Genomic DNA, 24,699 nt, shown 5'->3' with positions numbered 1-24,699 from the left:
TCTATAGGCTTTTCGCGCTATCGCCGCCCGTCACTTCGATTTCCGAGCCGGTGATCATTGCAGCGGCATCCGAAGCGAGAAATACCGCCGCAGGCGAGACGTCTTCCGGCTGCACCCATCCGACGCCAAGCGGCATCGTTGCCGCGCGGCGGTCCCACGCTTCTTGCGGCGTCAGGAGGCCGTTCGGTTTGTGGTAGCCGGTTTCACCGACGCTTTCCGTCAGTCGCTTTTCATACAGCGTCAAAGCGGTGGCGACAAGCCCTGGTACTACGGCGTTGACTGTGATGTTATAGCGACCGAGTTCGAGTGCCGCCGACTTCATCAGACCAAAGATGCCCCACTTGGACGCCGCATAACTTGCTGCGTCCTTCGTACCGTGCCGTCCCTGCATCGAAGAAATCACGATGATGCGTCCATAGTTGCGGGTCACCATCATTGGTGCAAATGCTCGGATAGTATTTGCGGTACCGTTCAGGTTATTGTCGATGACGTCCGTCCACTCCGTGTCCTGAAGATCCAGAAGTGGCTTCCAGTACTGAATGGCTGCGTTGGCAACGACGATGTCGATCTTTCCGTAACGCTGTTCGATGCGGTTCGCAGCGGCGCGCAAGGCGCCTATGTCTCGGATGTCTGCGCGAATACCTTCGGCGCGGCGCCCATACGCCTCGATCATGCTGACTGTCTCAGCAAGCTCTTGCGGCGTGGCGGCCGCTGCATCAGAGGCGGTGCTGACCGGTCCTGAAATATCGAGCGCAATCACGTCCGCTCCATTTGCTGCGAACTCGACCGCAATGGCGCGACCGATTCCGCGGGCCGCCCCGGTAACGACCGCAACGCGCCCCTGCAGCCTGGAATCGCGGCCAGCGATGATTGGCCCCGCGGTCTTGGCCGCCGGCGGCACTGGCACGGGCAGCCCGTCCATAGTAGGAACGCCGCCGGGCGTTTTCTGGGCATGCGCGACGCCTGACAGCAATATGCCTGCGGCGGCGGCACCACCGCCAACGATCAACTTTCGTCGCGAGCGGTCCGGCTCAGCCTGGTCGACGTCACATTTTCTTTCTTGGGTTACCAATTCGATGCTCCTTTCAGTTCTGGGGTTAATGAGCCCGCCGAGCTTGACGGCAGGCGACGGCGCTGTGATATGCGGAGCCCTGATGCGAATTGCACAGGCCCCGGGGGCGTCGCCCGACTCGCATTCGATAGACGATACTTCGATGTTGCCTAGCCAGAAAGCGCCTCGCCGAGCAGTTCACGCGGGCGTAGGCGGCGCCAACCGGTCAGGAGCTTGCCCGGGCATCCTCGCTACCCTTCGCGGACAATTGCGATGTCGGCCCGCAATCGGCAATGAACTTTGCATGCAGGCGCCTCTCCGCCCGCGTGAGCTCCTCCGGATATTGCAGATCATTCCGGGCCGGTTCATACCCCACCGATTCAAGCTCCGACAATTCCCGAATGAGGTCGCCATGTGCAATCCCGCCTTCGGTCGCTACAAAGGAATACGAGTGACATTCCTTTGCCGACAATTTCTCCTCTGCGCTAGCGGATACGCTAACTATCATCAAGGCGATGACCGAGGCCATCTTGAATCGGCTGTTCATGTGGGCTCCTGTTTTGAGAGATTTGAAGAAATCCCAAGCCGCCACCGACATTTACCACGCGAGACCACCGCGCGACGACGAGAGTGCGTGCCAACACGATATCTAGTCGATCAGCGCCTTTATGCATCCGGAAAGTGAAGGATAGTTAATCAAGACGGACTGCGATTCAGCCGCGTGGCACCGGTTTTCGGGACGGGCCGGCTGCAGGAGCGAGAGACATCACATACGACACGCTATGCAGCACCAGCATCCGACGACAGAACGAAGCCGCGGAGGGCTCGGCGGGAGGTATATGAAAACAATCCGGGCGCTCCTCCTGCCGGAAGTACTCTGCATGGTGGTGCCGAGCATGCTCACGCAGTCCGTTTCGAAGAAAGTAAGAGACTTCGTTCCTTACATCATCTACATCGACGGACTGTGTCTGCTCGTGAAGCCCCGGGAAAGGGGGCGCTTCGTATGGCCGCAGGCGACAGGTGGCATCGGTTAAACGCTTTGAACAATGAGTACTCGAAAGGGCGCTGTCACGTTGCTGACTCCATGACGAGATATCGGCAAGGACAGTCGTGTCTCAGAACACGGTGGACGGAGCTTGGGCAATGCCGGTGAAGAGACGCCAGGCTTCAAATCGCGCGGCGAGCTGTTTGTGATAGAGCGAGGCGCTCAGCAGATGACGCTTGAGCGCGAAGTGCTGGCGGATCGGACCGAAGCACGACAGGAATGACTGCGTGCGTTCGGGCAAGCGAAACCCTCGCATCCGGCGCTCGGGCGTTGTCACGTTCGCGGACTGGTCAGCCAAGTTGAAGTGATGAAAAAGACGAAATCGCTCTACCACGGCCATCGATTCCCGGCGTCGGTCATCAGTCAGGCAGTTCGGTGGTATTTCCGTTTTGAACTCAGCCTGCGCGACATCGAGGAGCTACTGTTCGAGCGCGGCGTGGTTGTCAGCCATGAATCGATCCGGCGGTGGACGGACAAGATTGGCACTGCTTTTATCGATGGTTACGGTTTCGGGCGCGCCATTCTGATCGATGGCCTTCTCGAACTACCGTTGGGCCCTCCTCGGGATTGCGCAAGCTCAGCGGGTAGGCCATGTACCAACGCACGCACACCAACATTATCTCGAGCGGATAGTGCAACCGCTTCAGCACTTTGGCTACCGCCGGACTCAGCGCTTTCATTACCGTTCACATCATTCTGTTAGGTCCCGCAGCAGACCAGCCTCCGCTATTGCAACAGAACCGACGCGACTCCGAATGTCAGGCTTGCCGTCGAAATGATGCCGTCGTTTGCGCCAAGCACCGCAGCGCGCAGCCAGCCAATTGCCTTGATGCGATCCTTTGTGAGCTGGGGGCATTGGCATACACCTTAGCCTTAGAGGGTCTCGAACCTGATCGCGCGACGGCCCTGCCTGGGGCAGCATCCGCTGCAACACGTGGTCCTTCAGAACGAAGTGGTGGAACAACGCTGCGGCGACATGCAGACCGGCCAATGCGAACAGCATCCATGCGAGGATGCCATGCACATCCCCCATCTCGTGGCCGAAGGCCGAGCCCGGTTCGCTCAGTGCAGGATAAGGCACGACGCCCAGCAGGCGGACCGTCCAGCCGCGTGAAGACGCGTTGATCCAGCCGAGCAGCGGCACCAGCACCAGAGCGGCGTAGAGCAGAACATGCGTTATGCGCGAGACGACGCTGAGTAGCGGCGGCAGCTTGTCCGGCGTGGGCCAATGCGTCAATCGCCAGATCACCCGGATTGCCATCACGGCGACGAGCGTCGCGCCCACGCCAAGATGCCAGGCGATCAGATTAACGGGCTGCGTGTCCTTGTGGACATCCGGCATCGTCCAGCCGATCACAAACTGCATAGCGACCAACAGGACGGTTAGCCAGTGCAGCGTGCGCGCGACTGCATCGTATGCCGGATGCGTCGTTCCGTAAGCGTTAGCCATTCCTGCTCCTCAAGTTGTCGCGAATTGATGAATTGACGAGGCGCGTAGCCCGCGGATGTAGCCCGAAAAATCCACTGCAAAATTCCGAGCGATGCTAACCACCTTACCTTAAGGCTACGCTGATTAAGTCCTTTTCGCTCCCCGCAAAGCCTTGTCGCTACGTGGCCATTTGCGAAAATCAGGTACTTATTCAGCGTTGCCTTAAGGAAATCTGACGCTCGGAGGCACGATCCAGATCGTTCGACTCCGCTGCTGTTTCCGCATAGCCGCCAACGTAGCGTTTGCGAGACCGGAAGCCGGGAGGCTGAGGTTTTGCGCTTGCATCACGGAGGCGTTTGCGCCTTGGCAGGCAACGTCACGGGCCAGCTCTTGCCGATCCCCGCATGCATCACCAATCAACCCTCATCGTTCGGAAGCCACATGCGCCTGCTAAATCGGCTGGCTATCTCGATGGTTTTGCCGCTCGCCTCCTTCGCAATCGAACAGCAAGATCACGAGATGCGGGCTTCTGCGCGTGGCCCGCCATGCCGGCAGGCCTCGCAACCGGTTATAGGTCGCGGTCCGTTCTTCCACGAAACATTTTCGCGTCTGATGCATGGAAAAGCGTTGCCTGATGATGTCCGTCCTCCAGCGGCACGAAACGCATACTCGGATGCGTCACTGCTTCGCAGATCGCAGCAGCATCCGCCGCGTCGTTCTTGCCGCGCTTGCCGGACAGGCTATCTTCAGTTATTCGTTCCGCGAGTTCTATAACCCACCATCGAACTGCATCCCCAAGCCAAGCCGAGCCTATCGAGCCGGCGCGGCCCTGCCGGTCATATTTGGCGCGCGTGGGTCGGGGTTCATATACAGGCTCGTGCCGTTTGCCCGCATGTTGTTAAGCGCCGGCCCGGAGCCGATGCCTCTTGTGGCGGCGAGCGAGGTTCCCGCGCCCGGAATTGGGCTGGGGCCGGCCCCGGTGCCCACACTCGTTCCCGGTGCGGCGCCCGCACCGCTCATGCTGCCCCCGGTGTCGCCTGGCTGCTGAGCATAGGCAACGCCCGCCGCACCGAGCATCAGCGCCGCCACGAGCGCCGACATCGACACCCCAATACTGCCGGACACGGTCTTCATAGCCCACTCCATCACATTGTTGAATTGCCCGAGCGTGAGCCCGCGCAGCGAAGCGCTCAAGACGCATGACGTTGTGCGCGCTGCTTTGTTAAATCGAAATGCTTACCCTTGGTACATTGACGCTGACCCGCGTCAACCGGCCGGCTGATGCGCCGCTTGCGCGGGCGCTACACCGGCCGACGTTTGCGGGGCGCTGGGGGAGAGGTGCGCTGCAGTGGGGACACAGTCCGCGCGATACTCGGCTTGCACCTTCTGTTGCGCCTGTTCCAGATCGTCAGGGTAGGTGTTGGCGTCGTCGGGATTGTAACCGGCCGCTTCCAGCTCGTTCAACTCCCGCATCAATTGCTGGTGTGTCACTTCGCCTTTCAACTGTTCGAATGGGTAGTCTTCGCATTGCTGTTGTGTCAGTCCCGGCGAGGCCATCGCCGACGCGCTGCCGATCAGAAGAAGGGCGGTGACAAAGGTTTTCGTTGTAAGCCTCATTTTCATTCCATCCACGAGAAGGTTCGAGTCGTCCCGCGAACAATGTAGCGGGATGGCATTAGACTAGCCGAGGCGACCTACCAGAACGGCGTCGGGAAAATGAAACTGCTTTTATCCTTGTCCCGGTTTTTCGGGTTCTGTTGCAATAGCGGAGGCTGGTCTGCTGCGGGACCTAACAGAATGATGTGAACGGTAATGACAGCGCTGAGTCCGGCGGTAGCCAAAGTGCTGAAGCGGTGGTTGTGTCGCGCTAAGGATGCGGGAGTAAAATTCAGGCGGACATTTTCCTGAAGTGAAGCGTGATATGAAGAATGCGACTGCGAGAAAAGCCCTGCCTGCCGGCGTAGCGAATGTACTCAAACGCCTGCACTATCCGCCGGACGTGATCCTGCTGTGTGTGCGGTGGTATGTGGCTACTCGCTGAGCTTGCGAAATCTCGAGGAAATGATGGCCGAACGGGGTTTCGAGGTCGACCATTCGAGCGTGGATTTCCTGTTGCGGGCGCATCGCGACAAAGCTGTCGCGCGCCGTTACTTCGAGAAAGCCATCGATCGGAACGGGACGCCCGAGACCGTGACCATGGATAAAAGCGGGGCGAATCTGGCCGCCCTCCAGGCCATCAACGCCGAGCGGGAAACGCCCATCAAGCTCCGGCTGGTCAAATATCTGAACAACATCGTCGAGCAGGATCATCGGGCGATCAAACGACGAACCAGGCCCATGATGGGCTTCAAGGATTTCCGGTGTGCCCGCATCATCCTGTCAGGCATTGAGACGATGCATATGATCAGGAAAGGCCAGATGAAGGACAGCGGCGTCCCCCGAACCGCCGCCGATCAGTTCTATTCGTTGGTGGCGTAAGGACTCCTTGTCATTGCGGAACTTTCTTGACTTGCCAATCTTATCGCGACACAACCTTTCGCAACAGGCATCACCAATTTGCGGTGGAAGAAAGCGGCAGGCTCAGGAGGCGGACCCCTGTAATGCGGTACCCAACCCGCGGATATCAGTGTGACCCACCGTCGAGACTTACTGCTACGCCGCCCTCAGGAAATTCACCCGCCTATGGAGTCAAACCGAAAAAACCTATCCCGATTGACACGGAAAATGTAATGAACGCCTCCCACCCGAGTGGCATGGAAGCCACGAAAAACGTCGATTCTCGCGAGGTAACAGGGGCCATCGGGTATCCCCCGTCCGGAGGATCATGAGGGCCATAGGCCAACCAACCGGAGGAGGATTCAAAATGAAACTCACGCCAGTGGGAGTCGACATTGCCAAGAACGTATTCCAGATTCATTACGTGAATGCGGAAACTGGCGAGATCGTGAACAGGCAGATCAAGCGAGCCAGGTTTCTGGAGTACTTTGCGAACCTGGCCCCCTGCCTGATCGGCATGGAAGCCTGCGGCGGGTCGCAGCACTGGGCGCGGCGGCTGCTCGAAATGGGGCATCAGGTGAAGCTGATGCCGGCAAAATTCGTCAAGGCCTTCAACATCGGCAACAAGAACGACCCGGCTGATGCGCGCGCAATCTGGCTGGCGGTGCAGCAACCCGGCAAAGCGGTGGCGGTGAAGACCGAAGCGCAGCAGGCCGTGCTGGCGCTCCACCGCATGCGGCAGCAACTGGTGAAGTTCCGCACAATGCAAATCAACAGCCTGCGAGGTTTGCTGGCCGAGTACGGTGAGGTGATGGGTAAAGGCCGGTCCAGGTTGGATAAGGCAATAGCAGGCGTACTTGAGAAGTTGACCGAGCGGTTGCCCACGGTACTCATTGAAACGCTACGCGAGCAGTGGAATGGGCTGGAAATGCTGGACCGGCAGATTGCCGAGATAGAGCGACGCCTTCAGGAGTGGATGAAACAGGACAAAGCATGCAAGAGCATCGCCGCGGTACCCGGCGTAGGTCTGCTGACGGCGACGGCAGCAGTTGCGACGATGGGTGATCCCAAGTCGTTCAGATCGGGGCGCGAGTTTGCCGCCTGGCTCGGTTTGGTACCCCGACAAACGGGTTCCGGCGGCAAGGTGCTCTTGCTGGGGATCAGCAAACGGGGAGATACGTATCTGCGCACCCTCTTGATTCACGGCGCCCGCAGTGTGCTGTACAACGCGAAGGATCCCGGGACATGGGTTGAGCGCATCGGAAAGCGGCGACCACCAAACGTGGTACTCGTAGCCCTGGCTAACAAGATGGCTCGGACAATCTGGGCGATCCTTGCCCATGATCGGCCGTACGAGAAGGGTTTCATAAGCGCGAAACCCGCATGAACTATGTACCCTGCGCAGAACGTATTTACCATCTGGTAAGGACCCACATCTCGAAGAGGTTGCGTCGGCGATTGAGTGCGATGACGAATCAGGTCGGACCGTGACTCGCTAAACCTGCATATGACAGGGGGCTCCGAGCTCTTACGGAAAATGAGGTGCGAGTCAGCGGATTTCATCGGGGCCCGCAGCCACTATCAGGCTGCAACAAGGCCGGATATAAAGCTGCAGCCCAACCTAAGTTACGTCAAAGCGCACAAATGCCTCGCAAACGGGAGGCGTTCATATAAAGTCATATCAGTATCTCTACCGCGCCGTCGACAAGGCCGGCCACGGTTGACTTCCTGCTGCGAGCCAAGCGGGACAAGGAAGCGGCCCGACGGTACTTCGAGAAGGCCATCGATTAGAATGGCGCGCCCGAAACCGTAACCATCGATAAAAGCGGTGCCAATCTGGCCGGGCTGCACGCCGTGAACGCCGAGCGTGAGACGCCCATCAAGATCCGCCAGGCCAAGTAACTCAACAATATCGTGGAACAAGACCATCGGGCGATCAAGCGACGTACCCGACCCATGTTGGGATTCAAGGATTTCCGTTGTGCCCACATCTTGCTGAGCGGCATTGAACTCATGCATATGATCGCCAAGGGGCAGATGAAAAACGCAGGCAAACTCAAGCCATCGGCCGCCCGGCAATTCTGCTCGCTGGCGATGTAACATCTTTTATCAAGAGTAACTCCGGCAAGAAAAGGCGCGGCCTGCCGGCTGATGAAAAGCCGTTCGGCCGCGCCTCGTCCCACCGCATTACCGGTCTATCCACCAGCATAGATCGTCGAGTTCAGGCTGGCGATTTGCCCGTCCTTCTCGGCATGCACCAATTCCTGATAGACCTGTGCGCGGGTCTTAGCCGTATTCGACGCAGATTGCGTCGTTCCATTCGCCGATACACGAGCCGTATTCAACGCAGATTGCGTCGTTCCATTTGCCGATACACGGACGGGCGCGTCGGATTGAGCGAACGAAACGACCGGAGCGACCAGTGCAGCGACAACGACAACGGCCTGGATGAGCGACTTCATGATGACTTACCTCGAAATTGTGTCTTATCTTGCTTCGAACACCCTTGTTCGAAGCCTGTGACTACAGTCTAGGTAAGCACGCACTTAAGATTAAGTGGGAAGGCAGGAACTGACTGTTGTTAAAAGACGGGGAACTACTGGAGATTTGCCATGGCCGCTAAACGATTCAAGAGCGACGCTTTCGAAGCGATCCATAGCGCTGCGTCCGTTCTTCGCCGCTCGAGACTGATCGACAAGACGACGATGCGCGAGTACGACGAACTCTGCCTCGAGGAGCCTCCGCACTTTGAGGCCAAGGACGTCATGCTAATTCGCAAAAGCAGCCAAAGGTCAGCCAGCCGGTCTTCGCGCTCTATCTGACACAACCCGCTTTCGCTCGTCTGTCATTACGGGGTTTAAGCAACAGTTCACAGATGTTGCGCATGCGGAAATTGCCTGGCACCTCACACCGCACGGCGGCTGGCAGTGTCGATCCATTCCTGGTCACCGAGGTGAACCGTCAATCGAGAGGCACGTTGTCTTCAGAGCTTCACACCCGACCGTTACCAGTCACGCATGCCCGGATAGGCTACTGCTGGTCGCACAGCAGGTCACAGTCCTCGCAGTCAATGTTCCGACGCCGGGCGTGACAAGGCAAGAAAGAGCTTTACCGCCGACTACATGCCGCATAACGCGCGGCTGACGGCGACACGTGTCGCACCAACAACGTGACAATACCCTGTCACCAGCCAAACGACAGGATGTCGTTCGCGTTGATGATCGCCGACGCGATCTCTTCGACCGTCATGCGTTTGGCCATCGCCTGCTCTCGGATGATCCGGTAGGCCTCGGTCTTGTCCACGCCCCGCTGCCGGCAAAGGATATCCTGTGCGTCGGCGATCTTGCGAGCACCGCCAAGCTTTTCCTCGAGCCGCAGGACGCGCCTCTTCAGCTTTTTCGTGTGCGCGCCGATTTCGCGCCCAACGACGAGCGCGCTCAACAAGCCGAACGAACGGATCGGCGAAGCGACGACTGCCTTCGCGCCGATACGCAATACCGCCTCGATTACGGTCGGATTCTCGTAATTGATGACGGCAATCGACGGCGGAGCGTCTTCGGCCGCGCACCAGTCGTAGGCGAGATTGAGCATGTCGGGGAAAAGAGCGACGAAGACCACATCGCTGCCTTCCGGCGGCGCCGGCAACGGCGGCCAGAAAGCCTGCACCTGGCAGCCTATGCGTTGAAGTTGCTGCGTCAGCTGTGCGCCGTCGTGATCGTTCGGGTGGAAAACGCAGACGCGCAGCGAGCGAAGATCCCTGAGGAGATGAGAAACAGGCCTGACCCGCTCGGGCTCGCCCAGAGAACGCTTGACTTCGTCGCTCATGCCATGCTCTCCAACATCATCGGGCTGACCAGTCGCCAAGTGCGTGCGCAACGAGGTAGGGGTCGGGCCGCACCGCTGCCCCCGCTTCCTGCTCGATGGTGAATTCCCCCCTTCGATCGACTCGGCCGATGCGTGGATGCAGCCACGTATGATGCGTCGAAGCATCGACGCGCACCCGTCCCTGTGGCGCGTCGAATTCGCTGCCGAGCAATTTGGGCATCAACGCTTCGATGTCGGCGCTGCCGGCCGCACGCATCGCGCGAGCCATCAGATGAACCTGAAAGTACGCTGCCTCCCAACTGGCGTTAGGAATCACCTCGGGCCCGAATGCTTGCGCGAATTTCTCCACGCACGCGTAATTGGCATCCGACCCGATCGAGCGGAAATAAGGTGCGGCCGTAATATGGCCACAGGCAATTTCCGCTCCCATCTGCGCGACCTCGACTTCGGACGTAGTCAGGCTCGCGATTGGCATGGTTGTCGGATCGAAACCTGCGCGTGCGTAGGCGCGATAGAAGTGCTGGGTCGCGCTGCCGACCACCGTCGAAAATATGAAATCCGGACGCGTCTTGCCGATGTCTTCGATGACATCGGCGAAATCGTCCTCGGTCGCACCAAGACGAACGTAGCGCTCACCTAATTTCGCGCCACCGGGCCGCTGCATGACAAGGTCGGACATAATGCGATTCGACTCGTACGGGTAGATGTAATTCGATCCGACCATATACACACGCGGGCCGAACTGCGACGTCATGAAGTTGGCCAGTTGCACGCTGTTCTGGTTCGGCGCAGCGCCGGTATAGATGAGGTTCTCCGAAAATTCGAAACCCTCGTAGAGCGTCGCGTAGAAGAGCAGGCGGTTCCAGCGTTCGACGATCGGCAATACGGCCTTGCGTGTGCTCGACATGTAGCAGCCGAAGATCACCGGCACGTCATCTTCGAGAATGAGCCTCTCGGCAAGCGCCCGGTACCTCACAGGATCGGACTGCGGGTCGTAGCGGATCGGCACCACTTCGCGTCCGTCGATGCCACCCGCGTCGTTGATCTCGCGTATCGCGAACAGAGTTGCATAGAGTTGCGACGATTCAATTGCCGACGTGACGCCGGTTTCGGAATACAACACGCCCACTTTGATTGGCTCTGTCTGTGTCACAGTCGTATGCGCCCTTGTTCGGTATATCGGAGTCGGGCGAAGGTGAAGGCCAAGGCTCCATCCTACTTCGCCAAAAAAACAGGGAACGCGGCCAGCCCTCGTGCCGCGCGGTCCGGCTATCCCACCAGCTTTTCAAGCAGCCGGCCGATCTGAACGGGCAGATTCGTCGCGCGTTCCATGACCATGTAGCGCTCCCGTCCAAAGATCGTCCGCACATAGCGGCGGGCATCGCGATCGAGCGCAAAACAGAAGATCAGGATGCCGCGCGACGACAGCCCGGCAACCGCGTGACGGGCATCTTCGACCAGATGCGACGAGTCGTGAACGTCGATGTCGGACGGTTCGCCGTCCGAGACGAGAATCAGCACTTTGGCGTCGGTCGTCTCACTGTCGAGGCACGTCGCGGCGTGCCGTATCGCGGCGCCCATGCGGGTCGAGAACTCGCCGCGCTGTGCCTGAAGCCTGTGCCGCTCCACTGTGCCGAAAGGCTCATCGAAGTCCTTGATGCGGGTATAGCGTACCTCGTGCCGGCCATTCGATGCAAAGCCGTGCAGTGCAAGTCGGTTCGGCGTCGGACCGAGCGCCGTAGCGATCCTCGTCGCCGCCTCTTTCTCGATGTCGAGCATGGACGGCTCGCCAGCCCTGGCACGATCGTTGGTCGACTCGGAAAGATCGAGCAACAGGAGCACCGACATGCTCGGACGCCTGCGGTGCTTGCGTTGAAACACCCGCTCGTCGCCGGGAACGCATGCGCGCCGCCTGATCTCAGCGTCGATCAGCGCGCTCAGATCGAGGTCATCGCCGTCGAACTGCCTGCGCAGTCGTTGCGCGGGTTCCTGCCACCAGGGCGGCGGTGCCCGCCGCGATGACGCGCTGCGCACCGCATGACCGGAGGCTTGTGCCGGCGCACGGTCGAACACGCTCGTCCATTCGGCGAATTCGGCGCCCACGCGCGCGTGCCATTCGGGGTATCGATGGCAGCGTACCTCTTCGGCTTCCAACGATGCGTGGTCGTTCTTCGCGGCTTCGTCGTTCGACTGGTGCTGCAACGCAAACTCGCCGGCGACGTTCGTTTGCACCGGCTCGGGCTTCGCTGGCGCGGACTGTTCGTCTGAACGCCAGAGATAGGCGTTGTCGTCCCGGTAGGCCGGCTCGACGTAGTACGTCGACAAATCGAACCGCACACGCATCTGCGCGAGATCGACGGCCAGTATGCTGGCGACTTCGTCATACGCACCCGCATCGTCGGGACGCCCGGCAAGTTCCTCGACGAGATCGCGACCTTTCCTGATCCAGTGATTCGGGTCGTCATAGCCGGGGTCATGCAACGTGCGCGCCAGGCGGGCGGCAAGCGAGGAGAAGCTCATCAAACCCGCGTCAGCGCGGATCGTATGAAAGCCGCCCCACAGCCGGTGCAACCCGGGGTACTCGCGCATCAGCAACCGCTCGACGCGCGCGTCTTCGATCAACGATGCGACAGCGATCCACAGTGCGCCGCGTTTGCCGACCGGCGACGCAGGCCGCGAATAGCGCAGGTGTGCGAGCGCGTGGGCGACCGAAGCCTGATACAGACGTGTCGCGGCAAAGCGATCGGCCGACAGCGTTGCCGGTGGCACCTTGATCACCCCGGCGCCGATCGACGCGCGAACCGGCAATGCCGCTTCCTCCGGCACAGCGAGCACTTCGATCTTCAAGCCGCTTGCCACGTCACTGATATCGCCGGCATGCCCGAAGCCCGTCGCATAGTGCCCGAGCATGCGCTGCACGGGCTCGAACAACGCGACATGGCGCTCCCGCAGTCCCGCCGCGGCACCCTGCGCTTCGTCGCCGTCCTTCAGAACGTCCGGCATCGTCATCACGGTCCAAACTGCGCGGTCACGAATCCGTCGAGCGCAGTGCGCAATTCGTCGTCGTCGGTAATCGGACGCGTCATCGCGAGCTCGCAGGCCGCGCGTGCCGCGATACCGCCGCGTATCAGAGCCCCTGCATGGACGAGCATGCGCGTCGAGATGCCTTCGGCGAGGCCCCGCAAGCGCAGCAGGCGCGACTGCCCGGCGATCCGCACCAGTTTCGCCGCGGTATGGCGATCCACCTTGCCTTCGTGGGCGACGATGTCGGTTTCGACCGCTTCATCGGAGTAGTGAAATTCGATCGCACCGAAGCGTTGCCGTGTCGACGGCTTCATGTCTTTGCCGAAGCCCTGATAACCGGGGTTATACGACACGACGAGCTGGAAGTCCGGATGGGCGCGCACGAGTTCGCCGCGCTTGTCCAGCGGCAGGATGCGCCGGTCGTCGGTGAGCGGGTGAATGACGACGAGCGTGTCCGAGCGCGCTTCGACCACCTCGTCGAGATAGCAGATCGCGCCATGCCGGGCGGCGATCGTCAGCGGTCCGTCGTGCCACGACGTGCCGCTGCCGTTCAACAGATAGCGCCCGGTCAGGTCCGACGCGCTCATGTCCTCGTTGCACGCAACAGTGACGAGCGGCTTGTCCAGGCGCCACGCCATATGCTCGACGAAGCGCGTCTTGCCGCAACCGGTCGGACCCTTGAGGATCATCGGCATGCGCTGCGAATAGGCGGCGTCAAAGAGTTCGGTTTCCTGCCCGACGGGGCGGTAGTACGGTTCATGTTCGATTCGGTACTGAGCGAGCATTTCGTGCATCGGCATCGTCCTCGTGAGTTTGCGCGCCGCGCTTAAGCCGGTGCGCGGCTGCGACGGCGCGCGATGGGTGTTACCGGTGCGCAGGCTCACTGTGCGGAATGCCCTCGATCGGGCATTCCGGCGTGCCGGGCAGCGAGCGCGTGAGCGCCTCGACCTGTCGGCGCGCGCCCTCCGGATCGTTGACCCATTTGCCGTAGAACTCGAACGGGCAGGCGGCCACGCCATGCATGTCCTCGCCGGAATTGATCTTGCCCGTGTAGCCGCGATGCAGCAGCTTATAAAGGTGGTTCTGCGATTGCATGTTCCTGCGGGCGTCACGTAGCAAGCTCGTCGACAATTCTGCGTACTGGATGCCCATTTCCTCGGTCCCGCATTCGCCGAGTGAGCGTCCGTCGAAACCAACGATCGCCGAATGGCCGAAGTACGAGTACACGCCGTCGAAGCCGGTCGCATTCGCCACCGCCACATAGACGTTGTTCATCCACGCCATCGTCTTCGCCACCATCACCTGCTGCTCCTTGGCCGGATACATGTAGCCCTGGCAGCGCACGATCAGTTCAGCGCCGCGCATCGCGCAATCGCGCCAGATCTCCGGATAGTTGCCGTCGTCGCAAATGATGAGGCTGATCTTCATGCCCTTCGGCCCTTCCGACACGTACGTGCAGTCGCCCGGATACCAGCCTTCGATCGGCGTCCACGGCATGATCTTGCGGTACTTCTGCACGATTTCGCCCTGGTTGTTCATCAGTATCAGCGTGTTGTACGGCGCCTTCTTCGGATGTTCCTCGTGCTGCTCGCCCGTCAGCGAGAAGACGCCCCACACGTTGGCTTTCCGGCACGCCGCGCTGAAGATTTCCGTCTCCGCGCCGGGCACGGTCGATGCTGTTTCATACATTTCCTTCGCGTCGTACATGATGCCGTGCGTCGAATATTCGGGGAAGATGACAAGGTCCATCCCTGGCAGCCCCTGCTTCATTCCGACTACCATGTCCGCGATCTTGCGCGCGTTGTCGAGCACTTCCGCCTTGGTATGCAGCCGGGGCATCTTGTAGTTGACGACGGCTACGCCGACGCAGTCGTTGCTGCTGGAAATATCACCATGTCGCATTGCTTCTCTCCTGTTTCGATGTGAAACGCACGAATAAAAAAAGCCCGAACGGACGCGAAGGTCCGGTCGGGCTCTATTGCCTTTGCGATTCGCCGGCGATGTTGGCGGCGAGTGCGAAACCGTAAATGTACGGGCCAATGCTAGATGGCGCTCACACGCTTGTCAAGCCTATGTGCGAGGAGTTCTACCAAGGCTCTCTAGGCCGACCGCATGTGCGAATAGACGGCACTGTTGACCGACGTCACGTATCCGCTGGAAGCGAGCGCCCACCGCTCCCCATGGCATCGATTTGCGCGACGGCGCATGGCATGCCGGCGCATCGTTCAGAATGCCGAGCGCCGGATTCGCTTAACGCATTCGTCCGAAAGCCTCATGCTGACCGTCCATGCGCATGATGTATAGAACGTTTCTCATTCACACGCACGTTTCGTAACGTGCGTGAATGCCAGGACACGTTGCCGCCTTTTTGATTCTCAAAGCGCTTGACAGATTATTTTGTTCACAAGAACCTAGCAACGTCATTCCGATCCGCGATGCGTCAATAGCGACGATATAGCGGCGGGGCAATAGAGCCCTCCAGACAGCCCGAAAAGGCATCTGGGGGGCTTTTTTTTTGTCAAGGCCCGGGCTCGCCTGATGGCAGCTCAGCTTCACTTGGAAAGAACGTCATGTCACCTCCACAATCCGCAGGCGCCGGCAGCGAAGCGGCGCTTGACCACGTACTCGGCGATGAGTACGAACACACACCGGTCCCGAATGTGGCGCGACGCAGCGTCATGTCGCTCGCGACCGTGTGGATCAGTTTTCCGATGATCATTACGAGTGCAATGACGGGCTCCATTCTCGTCGCAGGGATGGGTTTTAGCCGTGCGCTCACCGCGATGGCGATTGGCAACCTATTGATGTTCGCTTACGTTGGCTTGCTCGGTGGCCTGGGAGCGAAGCACGGTCTCAACTTCGCGCTGCTGGCGAGCCGCGTGTTTGGACGCAAAGGCTACGCTTTGGCCTCGGGCCTGCTTTCGAGTCTGCTGCTTGGCTGGTACGCGGTACAGACCGGCATTACCGGCAATCTCATTCACTCGTCTTCTGGCACAAGCTATCTTGTCATGACGTTCATCGCGGGTCTGCTTTATCTCGCGGTGACGTTCGTCGGAATCCGCGGGCTGCACTGGCTCGGCATGGTTTCGGTGCCGCTCTTTCTTATCCTGGGGACGTGGGTGGCGGTCGATGCCGGCGGACACGCGGGATGGGGCACCGTGTTCAACTACAGCGGCACTAACCCGACATCGTCGATGGCATTCGGTGTCGGGTTGACGATCGTGATCAGTCTGTTCGTCGATGCGGGCACCGTCTCGGCGGACTTCAATCGCTGGGCGAAGAACGGTCGTGATTCGTGGATTGCCACGTTCACCGCTTTTCCGTTTGCCAACTGCTACGCGATGCTGATGGGCGGCATCATGACCGCGGCCATCGCCTTGCCGGCTCCGCAACCGTTCGGCATGGACAACATGTTCGGCTACATGCTGAACCAACACCAGACATGGCTGAGCACGGTTGCGGTCATATTCCTCTTCTGCAGCCTGGGCTCGGTTTGCGCTCACTGTCTATATAACTCCGCCGTCGGCTGGTCGCGGATCGTCGGCGTCAAGATGCGCACGGCCGCGGTCATACTTGCCGCGATCGGCATTGCCGTAGCCGCAACCAATGTTTGGGCGCTCTTCATTCCCTGGCTCTCTCTGCTGGGCATTATTGTTCCGCCGATCGGCGCCATCGTATTGGTTGACCAGTACCTCACGCGCCCGGGCGCGGGCATAGACTCCCAGTGGCGCGCTCAGGCTTTCGCCGCTTGGGCGATTGGATCAGTGGCGGCGTATGTTGTCGAAAAACGCTTTCCCGAATTTTCCACTGCCGTGTCGGCATTCGTCATCAGCGCCATTGCCTACGGATTGATCGCGCAATTCTCGAAGACAGCAGGCATCGCTGCCGATAGCGCCTGACGATCAACGTCCCGACACCGTTTACACCGGCGCGTGCCCGCGCGTCCATATCAATGTATCTTCACTGAGGATTGCTTCATCGTGTCCGATTACAACATCTTTTCTCTCGGCGACATCGTGCTGCAAAGCGGCATGCGGATTCCCGACGCCAAGCTGGCCTACAAGACCTACGGAACTCTGAACGCCGCGAAAGACAACGTGATTGTCTACCCGACGTGGTATTCGGGCCAACACTATGAAAACGAATGGCTGATCGGCGAGGACAAGGCGCTGGATCCGACCAGGTACTTCATCATCGTGCCGAACATGTTCTGCAACGGTCTCTCGTCGTCGCCGAGCAATACGCCTGCTCCGTACGGCAAAGCGCGCTTCCCGAATGTGACCGCGTACGACAATGTGCGCATGCAATGGCGGCTCGTCACGGAGCTGTTCGGTATCGAGAAGATCGCTCTTGTTACGGGCTGGTCGATGGGCGCATTGCAGACATTCCACTGGGGCGCAATGTATCCGGAGATGGTCGAGCGAATCCTGCCGTTCCAAGGCTCTTCGAAGTGCTCGCGTCACAACTTCGTGTTCCTGGAGGGAGTCAAGGCGGCGCTCACCGTCGATGCCGCTTTCAGTGACGGCTGGTACGACGCTCAGCCCGACAAGGGCTTGCGTGCGGCCGCGCGCGTTTATGCGGGATGGGGATTGTCGCAAACGTTCTACCGGGAAAAGCTCGATCTCGAGAAGCTTGGCTACTCCTCTCTTGAAGACTTTCTGGTCGGTTTCTGGGAGGGTTGGCTGCTGTCGAAGGACGCCAACAATCTGCTCGGCATGCTGTGGACCTGGCAGTACGGCGACATCAGCAATAACGAAATGTATCAAGGCGACTTCGTGAAGGCGCTTTCGTCGATTCGTGCCAAGGCGATTGTCATGCCTTGCAAGACCGACCTTTACTTCCCGCCGGAAGACAGCGAATTTGAAGTCAGGCACATGCCGAATGCGGAGCTCCGCGTGGTCGATTCGATCTGGGGGCACTTTGCCGGCGGCCCTGGTACGAGCCCCGTCGACATCGAAGTGCTCGACAAGGCACTACGTGAACTGCTCGAACGCTGAAGCCCAACGCTGAGAACGCCGTGCCACTAGAAGCGCGGTGGAATAGCGGGGCGAACAAACTGAAAATCGCCAGACGACAGCGATCTCAGTTATATCGGATTACTACCTATTTAAGCAACAATCATGTTTATCAAAAGAAAACATCTCGCAGCGGCAGCGGTTGCGGGTGCACTTGTATCGGCCGCCCATGCGCAGAGTAGCGTGACGCTGTACGGCGTGCTGGACGAAAGCGTTCAGTTCACCAACAGCGGAAAAAGCCCGGGCGGCAAAGCCGGCCCGGTGTGGGCACTGGGCAATTCGGCCAACAACACGACGGTTTGGGGTATCAAGGGCAGCGAGGATCTTGGCGGCGGCATGCATGCCATCTTCGATCTCGAAAGCGGATTCAACCTCGGCAACGGCGCTAGCACCAATAGTGCCGACATGTTTTCACGGCAGTCATGGGTTGGCATCAAGGATGATCGCTGGGGCACATTGACACTCGGCAAGCAGTACAGCCCGGTCACGAATTATTTGTGTCCCGTATCGGCCTACTGCACGTTTGGCGGCAACACGTCGGCACACGTCTACGACAACGACACAGTCGGCGGAAGCTATACGGTCAGCAACTCGGTGACATACGAAAGTCCGGTTATTGCCGGTTGGCATTTCGGCAGCATGTACGCCTTTTCCAATGCGGCCGGCCAGTTTCAAAACAACCGTCTTGTGAGCGCCGGCACCGCGTATGACTACGGTCCATTCCACTTCGCGGCGGCTTATATGGACGCAGACAATCTGGTGAGCGCAAACAACACTTTGGGTGCCGTAAATGCGGGAATGGGGTACACCATCGCAGCCGGCGACCAGACCATCTGGGGCGGCGGCGCACGCGCCGACATCGGAGCCGGAACGGTCGGTTTGCTATATACACATTCCACTTACCTCTCACTCGCAAGCGGCAATTCGCTCGATGTCCGCGCCGGCGATGACCTCCGCTTCGATAACTACAGCGTTTACGGCAAATACCCGCTCACGCACGCGCTGAGCGTTGGCGCCGGCTACACGTTCACGACTGAGCACCTTTCCGGCGCGACGAGCGCAACCCTGCACAATCAGCAGGTCACGATGGAGGTCGACTACGGCTTGAGCAGGCGGACGCTGCTGTACACCGAGGCAGCCTATCAACACGTCTCCGGGGGTAATGGCCTAAGCCTTTCCTACGCGGAAATAGCGGACACAGGCATTCAATCAGGCACCAATAGCCAGACGCAGGTTAGTGTGGGTATTCGCCACAACTTCTGAGCCACACCATTTTCCGGTATTACCACGTTGTTGGCCGGTTCATGGAAACGCGGCGACAATTGGGTCGTCGGAGCAATCCGTGGGTGATTTTGAGACCGTTGGTGGTGTCCTGAAGAATCCGGTTCCAAAATGTCGCTGGTCGTCTGTATGGCTGGAAGCGGGAGAGTGCCGCTTCCGGTCATACAGGTCGCGTATTTTGCTTGTGTGGCGTCAAGTGTTCGCCGTGCTGGACGGCGTCGCACACTTGGCACTGGCCTTGTCAACTCGCCGGTAGCGAGATGAAAGAGCGGCAGAGGTGGTCCATCCTCAATCTCGGGCGTGAGACACCGATCGAAATTCGACAGGCGAAGTACCTGAACGTTGTCGAACAAGACCAACGGGCAATCAAACGCAGAAGTGCGCGATCCCAAGCCGCATCAGGCTCTTCCCAAACTGCCGATCGGCGGCTATGCCGGTCCGACGCGCCGCGTACTAGTGGTGGACAACGAGCGGGTAGACCGCGAGCTACAAGTCAGGTTGCTCGGTCCGCTGGGCTTCGATGTCCAGGAAGCCGCCTCCGGGATCGAGGCGCTGCGGGCCGTCTCTTCGTTCGTGCCCGATCTGATCCTGCTCGATATCGGCATGCCGCTGCTGGATGGTTGGGAAACCGCGCGGTTGCTTCGCGCGAATTTGATGAGCAATGCGCCCATTATCGTGGTCTCAGCCAATGCATTCGACAAGGGGGGGGAAACGCCGCAGGCATTCGCAACGAGGATTTTCTCGTCAAGCCTGTCAATGTTGTCGAACTGCTGGAATTGATCCGAGAGCGCTTGAATCTGCAGTGGGTCCCGGCAACGCCCGCTGTTGTGGCGCACGTACCAACGGAGAAACTGCTTGATATTGTGGTGATAGCGCTTGATGGTCGCGTCGCTTAAACCTCGCTCATTCCTTGCCCAACTGCAGTACTCGTCCAGCTGCGACTGGAATGGAATCGGCTCGAGGGGCGGAGGAAAGTAGCCGAGATAGCGAAGCCAGGCCCGGGCGGTCTGCACGAATCGTTCGCGCGTGAAGTCTGTGTTGAGGCCGCGACCGCAGGCGCGCTCTCGATCGTTCCAGGGGTGCGCCACCGTCCGCACCTGTTCAATCGTCACCCGCAGGTCCGGATAGACGCTAAGCTTGCGCGCTACCCAGAGCAGATCATCCGCCTTGAGCAGGAGAGTGGAGCGGGAGTCGCCCCGTTGCGCACAGTAGGTCAGGTATCGCCGACGCTCGTCGGGATATGGTGCGCTCGCGTGACGAGCGACGGCCGATGGACGCTCAAAGAGTTGTTCGAACATGGCTGGACCTCCAAGAAATTGCCGAGGTCTTACCAAGAACATCCATTATTTATGTGGCGTCAAGTTCTCCGCAGCCCTTGCTATCCGGCCTCCTGCGAATTCAACACAACATTTCCTGGGTTTCATCTTTATCTGCGGCAGGTCTCGTCGCGGGGCTTTCCAGTTGCAGCGGAAGACCCGAGGGGATCGCATGCGGGCGAGACTCAGGCAGATCAAGGAGGCGCTACGGACGCGCATGCACGAACCGATTCCAGTGCAAGGGCAATGGCTCAGGCAGGTAGTTCGCGGATACTTTGCGTATCACGCGGTGCCTACCAACTCGCGGGCACTCGGCGCATTTCGACATCATGTTACCGCTCTATGGCGGCGCACGCTCCGGCGGCGCAGTCAGAAGGACGCCATGACGTGGGAGCGAATGAGACGAATCGCCAATGCCTGGCTTCCGCCCCCTCGGATCCTTCATCCGTGGCCTGACCGGCGCTTCGCCGTCCAACACCCGAGGTAGGAGCCCGGTGCCCGAATTGGGCACGCCGGGATCTATTGGTATGGACGCCCCCACCCACAAACCAATGGCCCTAACGTGCCATAGTGGAGTGGAAGGATTGCTGAAACCACTTTAACCAAGAGGAGCGTCCGGCAATGAAGATTACGACCGTTGGTATCGACTTGGCGAAAAATGTATTTCAAGTGCACGGTGTTGACGAGCACGGCAAGACCGTCCTGAGGAAGCAACTCAAGCGCGACCAGGTCGTCGCCTTTTTTGCCAACATCACGCAGTGTCTGATCGGTATGGAAGCCTGCGGAAGCGCTCACCATTGGGCTCGCAAGCTGCGCGACCTAGGCCACGATGTGAGGCTAATGGCAACACAATTCGTCAAACCCTACGTGAAAACGAACAAAAACGATGTGACTGATGCTGAAGCCATCTGCGAAGCGGTTGGCCGACCAAACATGCGTTTCGTGCCGATCAAGAACATCGAGCAACAGGCCGTGCTGGCGTTGCATCGCGTCCGTCAAGGATTTGTAAAGGCGCGGACGGCGCAAGCCAACCAGATCCGTGGACTGCTGGCGGAATTCGGGCTTGTAATTCCGCAGGGCATCGCCCACATCGCCAAGCGCGTACTGGAGCTTATTGAGGATGCGAGCAATGAGTTGCCGGGTTCGTTCCGTCTGCTTGTGCAGCGCCTACTGGAGCAATTGAAGGAGCTTGATCGTCAGGTCCATGAGATCGAGAATCAAATTATCATCTGGCATCGCACGAACGATGTCAGCCGCAAGCTGGCCAGGGTTCCCGGCATAGGGCCGATCACGGCCAGTGCGATGGTGGCTTCTATTGGCGACGCCAAGAGTTTCAAAAATGGCCGACAGGTAAGTGCCTGGATCGGGTTAGTGCCCAAGCAAAACTCCACTGACGGCAAGACGGTGCTATTGGGGATGAGTAAGCGAGGGGATTCATATCTTCGAACGCTACTGATCCAGGGCGCACGCTCGGTGATCTACGCGGCGCAGCGAAAGGAGACTCCCGACGACGGCTGGCTGAGTCGGCTGCTTAAGCGGCGTAACGCCAATGTGGCGGCCGTTGCCCGGGCTAACAAGAACGCCCGAATTATCTGGGCGTTGCTGTCCAGTGACCGCGAGTTCCGCTCTGACTACGCGACGGTTATCGCAGTCGCGTAGTCAGAGCGGCTTGAAAAATCCACCGTAACCCCGTAGCGGACCAGCTCTATCGATTGCTCAGGTGATCATGAATTGATGGCAAAACTGGTAAGACCGTGGCCAAGAAAATCTGACCCGCACAGCGTGCCTCGAGCACACGGATCTATTGAGAACCTGGCCAGCGGATTCCATCAGGGACAGCGGCAACGCCGCACCGAAAGTCCGGATGTATGAGTGCAATCTCTACCTTTGAGCCGTCACAGATTGAAAGCTTGGCAAACCGGGGGCGTCCATGTATGTGCGGGGGGTGCTCAGTAATGGGCATCCCTACCGCAATCCTAGACCCGCTACTGCCCCTCAATTGGTTTCCTAAAATGTCCCAACGTCGCGCCATACCGGTCGTTCACCCACGATCCGCGCCACTCGCGAGATAAACGAAGGTCGTTGTGTCGCATTCGCGTATTTCAGGGTGCTGTCGAACGACGATTCTGCGAGTCTCCGATGAGCCAAATGCCGATTTACCCGAGGCTCGCTTTGACAGCAGGATGCATGCCCTCAGGTTTTCTGTGAAGAGGCCTTTTAGGGGTCTCTGCGTCGACGTCGCGCGGGCTACCCACGGGCTTTCAACACGAATGGTGGATAACCGATCCGATCACGTACGCGGTGCATAGGCGGGGCTATTGACGCATCGATGACCTCTCGTGGCACATCGAAGACGCAAGAAATGCGGGGCCGGCCAGCCCTCTGTGCAACAACGCTTACACGTTGGCCGAGAGAATGCCTAGTCAACGCGATGCTATGGCGTTGCTTGAATGCAACGTAAACACCCGGTCAAGAATCGGGAGTCGGCATTACTGCGCTTAGCACCCGTGGTACCACGCCTGAATCGTTGCAAATTTGTGGCAGATTATCGCAGTAATGTGAAATAGAACCTTGCGCCGCCCCAGGCGCGAGATCTTTCATCTGCGCTCTTATACTCGCGGCGGTGTCTTTTCCATTCCTACACGCTGGAGCTGTTAATGAAGTCTCTGAAAAAGATCCCCGTCGCTGTCGCCATCTCCGCAGCACTTGCCGCATCGGCCGCCCACGCACAGAGTTCGGTCACGCTTTATGGCCTGATTGACGCCGGCCTGATGTATACCAACAACGTCAAGGGGCAGGGCGCCCTGATTCAGGCAACGAGTGGCAACATCAATGGTAGCCGGTTCGGCCTGCGCGGCGCAGAGGATCTCGGTGGTGGCCTGAAGGCGATTTTCGTGCTCGAGAATGGTTTCAACGTGCAAAACGGCAAGCTCGGCCAGGACAGCCGAATGTTTGGTCGTCAGGCCTATGTTGGCCTGAGCAGCAGCCAGTTCGGCACGGTGACAGTGGGTCGTCAATACGACTCGCTGGTCGACTTCGTGGCTCCTCTGTCCGGTACGGCTGGTACGTTCGGCGACACGGGTTTTGCTCACCCGTTCGACAACGACAACCTGAACCATTCGTTGCGCTTCAGCAATGCCGTCAAGTACATGAGCAACAACTATGCGGGGCTGAAGTTCGGCGGCATGTACGCGTTTTCGAACAGCACAAGTTTCGCCGTTAACCGTGCTTACAGCGCCGGTGCAAGCTATAGCCACGGTCCGTTGAATGTCGCCGCGGGCTACCTGCAGATCAACGGCTCGTCCGCCGGCACTGACAACACCGCACCTGGTGCCGTGGACCTCAAGGAATCGACCGCGAACGGCACTGGCGGCTTCGCGCTCGGGTCGAACGTCCAGCGCACGTTCGGCGCAGGCCTGAACTACTCCTTCGGTCCGGCGGTGGTCGGCTTCGTCTATACGAACAGCCATTTCCAGGGCACCAATTCGTTTGGCCTGAACAATGGCTCGATGCGTTTCGATAACTACGAACTGAACGCGAAATATGCACTGACACGGGCCGTCAGCCTCGGTATTACCGACACCTACACCGACGCTCACCTGAACGGCACGACGACGTACGGCGCTGATCCGAAGTGGAATCAGGTCAACGCCCAGGCGGTGTACTCGCTGACAAAGCGCACCGATGTCTACGCGGAAGCAATGTACCAGCACGCGATCGGCAACCAGTTCGTCGCATTCATCAACACCTCAGGCGGTGCATCCTCGACCGCCAATCAGGTGGTGGCGACGGTGGGGATGCGCACGCGTTTCTAAGGAGCCCTCAAGCGGAACCGGTTGCGCCAGCGAATTAACCTCTGCACAGATTCATCTTGGGCCCCGCTCGATTCAGAATGGATGCCTCCAGATATGTCGGGACTGTCGTCCCGGGTCCAGACGAAAAGGTGTTTATGGTCCAGTAAAGGCGAAGCGAGAGGCCGCTGATATTTGCGCCCACGCGACTTTCTCCGAGGAAATATTTTGGCCCGTCCGTTTGGACGGGCTTTTTTTGAGCGGGGTCCGCGACTATGCGAGGGGTCCTCGATGTCGTCCACTTCTCAGATATAGGATAAGGCAGACGATGTTTAGCGAAGCCGGCGCGGCATACATGGATGGTGGGAGGCGCAGCACGAAATCCGCTTCTGCTTCGCTGTAAATTCTTCGAGCTAAACCGCTCCG

At 59.2% G+C, this 24,699-nt stretch carries 19 protein-coding genes and 9 pseudogenes; 13 read left to right on the top strand and 15 right to left on the bottom strand.

The window, feature by feature from the left end; all coding sequences use genetic code 11:
* Window position 1: 1 nt before the first annotated feature.
* The gene (locus OKW44_RS06335; RefSeq protein ID WP_085952341.1) at window positions 2–1,072 is read right to left on the bottom strand and encodes an SDR family NAD(P)-dependent oxidoreductase; all 1,071 of its coding nucleotides are present in this window, start codon (window positions 1,070–1,072) and stop codon (window positions 2–4) included.
* A gap of 205 nt (window positions 1,073–1,277) precedes the next feature.
* Window positions 1,278–1,598, bottom strand: coding sequence for a hypothetical protein (locus OKW44_RS06330; protein WP_026225891.1), 321 nt, complete (start codon window positions 1,596–1,598; stop codon window positions 1,278–1,280).
* Window positions 1,599–1,890: 292 nt separating this feature from the next.
* On the opposite strand from OKW44_RS06330, the gene OKW44_RS06325 reads away from it, so the two are divergent.
* The gene (locus OKW44_RS06325) at window positions 1,891–2,085 is read left to right on the top strand and encodes a transposase (RefSeq protein ID WP_162633973.1); all 195 of its coding nucleotides are present in this window, start codon (window positions 1,891–1,893) and stop codon (window positions 2,083–2,085) included.
* 81 nt (window positions 2,086–2,166) lie between these two features.
* On the opposite strand, the pseudogene OKW44_RS06320 reads toward OKW44_RS06325, so the two are convergent.
* A pseudogene (locus OKW44_RS06320) lies at window positions 2,167–2,364 on the bottom strand (IS6 family transposase); the annotation flags it as partial.
* A 39-nt stretch (window positions 2,365–2,403) separates the two neighbouring features.
* Between OKW44_RS06320 and OKW44_RS06315 the strand changes: the two are divergent.
* Window positions 2,404–2,589, top strand: a pseudogene (locus tag OKW44_RS06315) (IS6 family transposase); the annotation flags it as partial.
* A 64-nt stretch (window positions 2,590–2,653) separates the two neighbouring features.
* Here the strand turns inward: OKW44_RS06315 and OKW44_RS06310 are convergent.
* From OKW44_RS06310 to OKW44_RS06285, 6 genes and pseudogenes are all read right to left on the bottom strand, one after another.
* Window positions 2,654–2,776 (bottom strand): annotated as a pseudogene (locus tag OKW44_RS06310) (IS6 family transposase); the annotation flags it as partial.
* 61 nt (window positions 2,777–2,837) lie between these two features.
* Window positions 2,838–2,927, bottom strand: a pseudogene (locus OKW44_RS06305) (VIT1/CCC1 transporter family protein); the annotation flags it as partial.
* A 49-nt stretch (window positions 2,928–2,976) separates the two neighbouring features.
* A pseudogene (locus tag OKW44_RS06300) lies at window positions 2,977–3,546 on the bottom strand (cytochrome b); the annotation flags it as partial.
* A 531-nt stretch (window positions 3,547–4,077) separates the two neighbouring features.
* Window positions 4,078–4,264 (bottom strand): annotated as a pseudogene (locus tag OKW44_RS06295) (IS110 family transposase); the annotation flags it as partial.
* A gap of 71 nt (window positions 4,265–4,335) precedes the next feature.
* Window positions 4,336–4,719 (bottom strand): hypothetical protein, encoded by a 384-nt coding sequence (locus tag OKW44_RS06290; RefSeq protein ID WP_239499122.1) that lies wholly within the window; start codon window positions 4,717–4,719, stop codon window positions 4,336–4,338.
* 72 nt (window positions 4,720–4,791) lie between these two features.
* Window positions 4,792–5,148: a DUF4148 domain-containing protein gene (locus OKW44_RS06285; protein WP_084754120.1), complete on the bottom strand. Its 357-nt coding sequence runs from the start codon at window positions 5,146–5,148 to the stop codon at window positions 4,792–4,794.
* 298 nt (window positions 5,149–5,446) lie between these two features.
* Between OKW44_RS06285 and OKW44_RS06280 the strand changes: the two are divergent.
* The 3 genes and pseudogenes from OKW44_RS06280 to OKW44_RS06270 form a co-directional block, all read left to right on the top strand.
* A pseudogene (locus tag OKW44_RS06280) lies at window positions 5,447–6,003 on the top strand (IS6 family transposase).
* A 385-nt stretch (window positions 6,004–6,388) separates the two neighbouring features.
* On the top strand, window positions 6,389–7,408 hold the full coding sequence (locus OKW44_RS06275) for an IS110 family RNA-guided transposase (protein WP_018420966.1): 1,020 nt from the start codon (window positions 6,389–6,391) through the stop codon (window positions 7,406–7,408).
* 292 nt (window positions 7,409–7,700) lie between these two features.
* Window positions 7,701–8,121: pseudogene (locus OKW44_RS06270) on the top strand (IS6 family transposase); the annotation flags it as partial.
* Between the two features lie 95 nt (window positions 8,122–8,216).
* Here the strand turns inward: OKW44_RS06270 and OKW44_RS06265 are convergent.
* Window positions 8,217–8,483, bottom strand: coding sequence for a DUF4148 domain-containing protein (locus tag OKW44_RS06265; protein ID WP_018420968.1), 267 nt, complete (start codon window positions 8,481–8,483; stop codon window positions 8,217–8,219).
* A 150-nt stretch (window positions 8,484–8,633) separates the two neighbouring features.
* Between OKW44_RS06265 and OKW44_RS06260 the strand changes: the two genes are divergently transcribed.
* Window positions 8,634–8,843 (top strand): hypothetical protein, encoded by a 210-nt coding sequence (locus OKW44_RS06260; RefSeq protein ID WP_063713719.1) that lies wholly within the window; start codon window positions 8,634–8,636, stop codon window positions 8,841–8,843.
* 361 nt (window positions 8,844–9,204) lie between these two features.
* On the opposite strand, the gene OKW44_RS06255 is transcribed toward OKW44_RS06260, so the two are convergent.
* From OKW44_RS06255 to OKW44_RS06235, 5 genes are all read right to left on the bottom strand, one after another.
* On the bottom strand, window positions 9,205–9,846 hold the full coding sequence (locus OKW44_RS06255) for an ANTAR domain-containing response regulator (RefSeq protein WP_018420969.1): 642 nt from the start codon (window positions 9,844–9,846) through the stop codon (window positions 9,205–9,207).
* A gap of 16 nt (window positions 9,847–9,862) precedes the next feature.
* A complete protein-coding gene (locus OKW44_RS06250; protein WP_026225893.1) occupies window positions 9,863–10,999 on the bottom strand; it encodes a transporter substrate-binding domain-containing protein in 1,137 nt (378 codons plus the stop codon).
* A gap of 116 nt (window positions 11,000–11,115) precedes the next feature.
* On the bottom strand, window positions 11,116–12,849 hold the full coding sequence (locus OKW44_RS06245; RefSeq protein WP_162633974.1) for a nitric oxide reductase activation protein NorD: 1,734 nt from the start codon (window positions 12,847–12,849) through the stop codon (window positions 11,116–11,118).
* A gap of 5 nt (window positions 12,850–12,854) precedes the next feature.
* Window positions 12,855–13,664: a CbbQ/NirQ/NorQ/GpvN family protein gene (locus tag OKW44_RS06240; protein ID WP_026225895.1), complete on the bottom strand. Its 810-nt coding sequence runs from the start codon at window positions 13,662–13,664 to the stop codon at window positions 12,855–12,857.
* Between the two features lie 70 nt (window positions 13,665–13,734).
* A complete protein-coding gene (locus OKW44_RS06235; protein WP_018420973.1) occupies window positions 13,735–14,772 on the bottom strand; it encodes an aliphatic amidase in 1,038 nt (345 codons plus the stop codon).
* Window positions 14,773–15,440: 668 nt separating this feature from the next.
* Between OKW44_RS06235 and OKW44_RS06230 the strand changes: the two genes are divergently transcribed.
* From OKW44_RS06230 to OKW44_RS06200, 7 genes and pseudogenes are all read left to right on the top strand, one after another.
* Window positions 15,441–16,769: a purine-cytosine permease family protein gene (locus OKW44_RS06230; RefSeq protein ID WP_018420974.1), complete on the top strand. Its 1,329-nt coding sequence runs from the start codon at window positions 15,441–15,443 to the stop codon at window positions 16,767–16,769.
* 81 nt (window positions 16,770–16,850) lie between these two features.
* Window positions 16,851–17,867, top strand: coding sequence for an alpha/beta fold hydrolase (locus OKW44_RS06225; protein ID WP_018420975.1), 1,017 nt, complete (start codon window positions 16,851–16,853; stop codon window positions 17,865–17,867).
* A gap of 123 nt (window positions 17,868–17,990) precedes the next feature.
* Window positions 17,991–19,148 (top strand): porin, encoded by a 1,158-nt coding sequence (locus OKW44_RS06220; protein ID WP_035470954.1) that lies wholly within the window; start codon window positions 17,991–17,993, stop codon window positions 19,146–19,148.
* Between the two features lie 305 nt (window positions 19,149–19,453).
* Window positions 19,454–19,546 (top strand): annotated as a pseudogene (locus tag OKW44_RS06215) (IS6 family transposase); the annotation flags it as partial.
* Entirely contained in the window at window positions 19,545–19,946 is a 402-nt protein-coding gene (locus tag OKW44_RS06210) for a response regulator (protein ID WP_348524892.1), read from the top strand. The pseudogene OKW44_RS06215 and the gene OKW44_RS06210, both read left to right, overlap by 2 nt.
* A gap of 1,157 nt (window positions 19,947–21,103) precedes the next feature.
* Window positions 21,104–22,141: an IS110 family RNA-guided transposase gene (locus tag OKW44_RS06205; protein WP_018420977.1), complete on the top strand. Its 1,038-nt coding sequence runs from the start codon at window positions 21,104–21,106 to the stop codon at window positions 22,139–22,141.
* 1,007 nt (window positions 22,142–23,148) lie between these two features.
* Window positions 23,149–24,297 carry a porin gene (locus OKW44_RS06200; RefSeq protein ID WP_026225898.1) on the top strand — a complete coding sequence of 383 codons (1,149 nt, stop codon included), beginning with the start codon at window positions 23,149–23,151 and terminating at the stop codon, window positions 24,295–24,297.
* Window positions 24,298–24,699 lie beyond the last annotated feature (402 nt).

The sequence above is a fragment of the Paraburkholderia lebeckiae genome (genome assembly GCF_050436325.1).
Lineage (GTDB): Bacteria > Pseudomonadota > Gammaproteobacteria > Burkholderiales > Burkholderiaceae > Paraburkholderia > Paraburkholderia tuberum.
The sequence above is the reverse complement of the archived record's forward strand: the minus strand, read 5'-3'. Positions and strand labels throughout refer to the sequence as shown.

Coding starts and splice junctions, on each gene's coding strand:
- OKW44_RS06330 (WP_026225891.1), bottom strand. CDS start 1,598: ATGAACAGCCGATTCAAGATGGCCTCGGTCATCGCCTTGATGATAGTT.
- OKW44_RS06325 (WP_162633973.1), top strand. CDS start 1,891: ATGAAAACAATCCGGGCGCTCCTCCTGCCGGAAGTACTCTGCATGGTG.
- OKW44_RS06285 (WP_084754120.1), bottom strand. CDS start 5,148: ATGAAAATGAGGCTTACAACGAAAACCTTTGTCACCGCCCTTCTTCTG.
- OKW44_RS06275 (WP_018420966.1), top strand. CDS start 6,389: ATGAAACTCACGCCAGTGGGAGTCGACATTGCCAAGAACGTATTCCAG.
- OKW44_RS06265 (WP_018420968.1), bottom strand. CDS start 8,483: ATGAAGTCGCTCATCCAGGCCGTTGTCGTTGTCGCTGCACTGGTCGCT.
- OKW44_RS06260 (WP_063713719.1), top strand. CDS start 8,634: ATGGCCGCTAAACGATTCAAGAGCGACGCTTTCGAAGCGATCCATAGC.
- OKW44_RS06255 (WP_018420969.1), bottom strand. CDS start 9,846: ATGAGCGACGAAGTCAAGCGTTCTCTGGGCGAGCCCGAGCGGGTCAGG.
- OKW44_RS06245 (WP_162633974.1), bottom strand. CDS start 12,849: ATGCCGGACGTTCTGAAGGACGGCGACGAAGCGCAGGGTGCCGCGGCG.
- OKW44_RS06240 (WP_026225895.1), bottom strand. CDS start 13,664: ATGCACGAAATGCTCGCTCAGTACCGAATCGAACATGAACCGTACTAC.
- OKW44_RS06235 (WP_018420973.1), bottom strand. CDS start 14,772: ATGCGACATGGTGATATTTCCAGCAGCAACGACTGCGTCGGCGTAGCC.
- OKW44_RS06230 (WP_018420974.1), top strand. CDS start 15,441: ATGTCACCTCCACAATCCGCAGGCGCCGGCAGCGAAGCGGCGCTTGAC.
- OKW44_RS06220 (WP_035470954.1), top strand. CDS start 17,991: ATGTTTATCAAAAGAAAACATCTCGCAGCGGCAGCGGTTGCGGGTGCA.
- OKW44_RS06205 (WP_018420977.1), top strand. CDS start 21,104: ATGAAGATTACGACCGTTGGTATCGACTTGGCGAAAAATGTATTTCAA.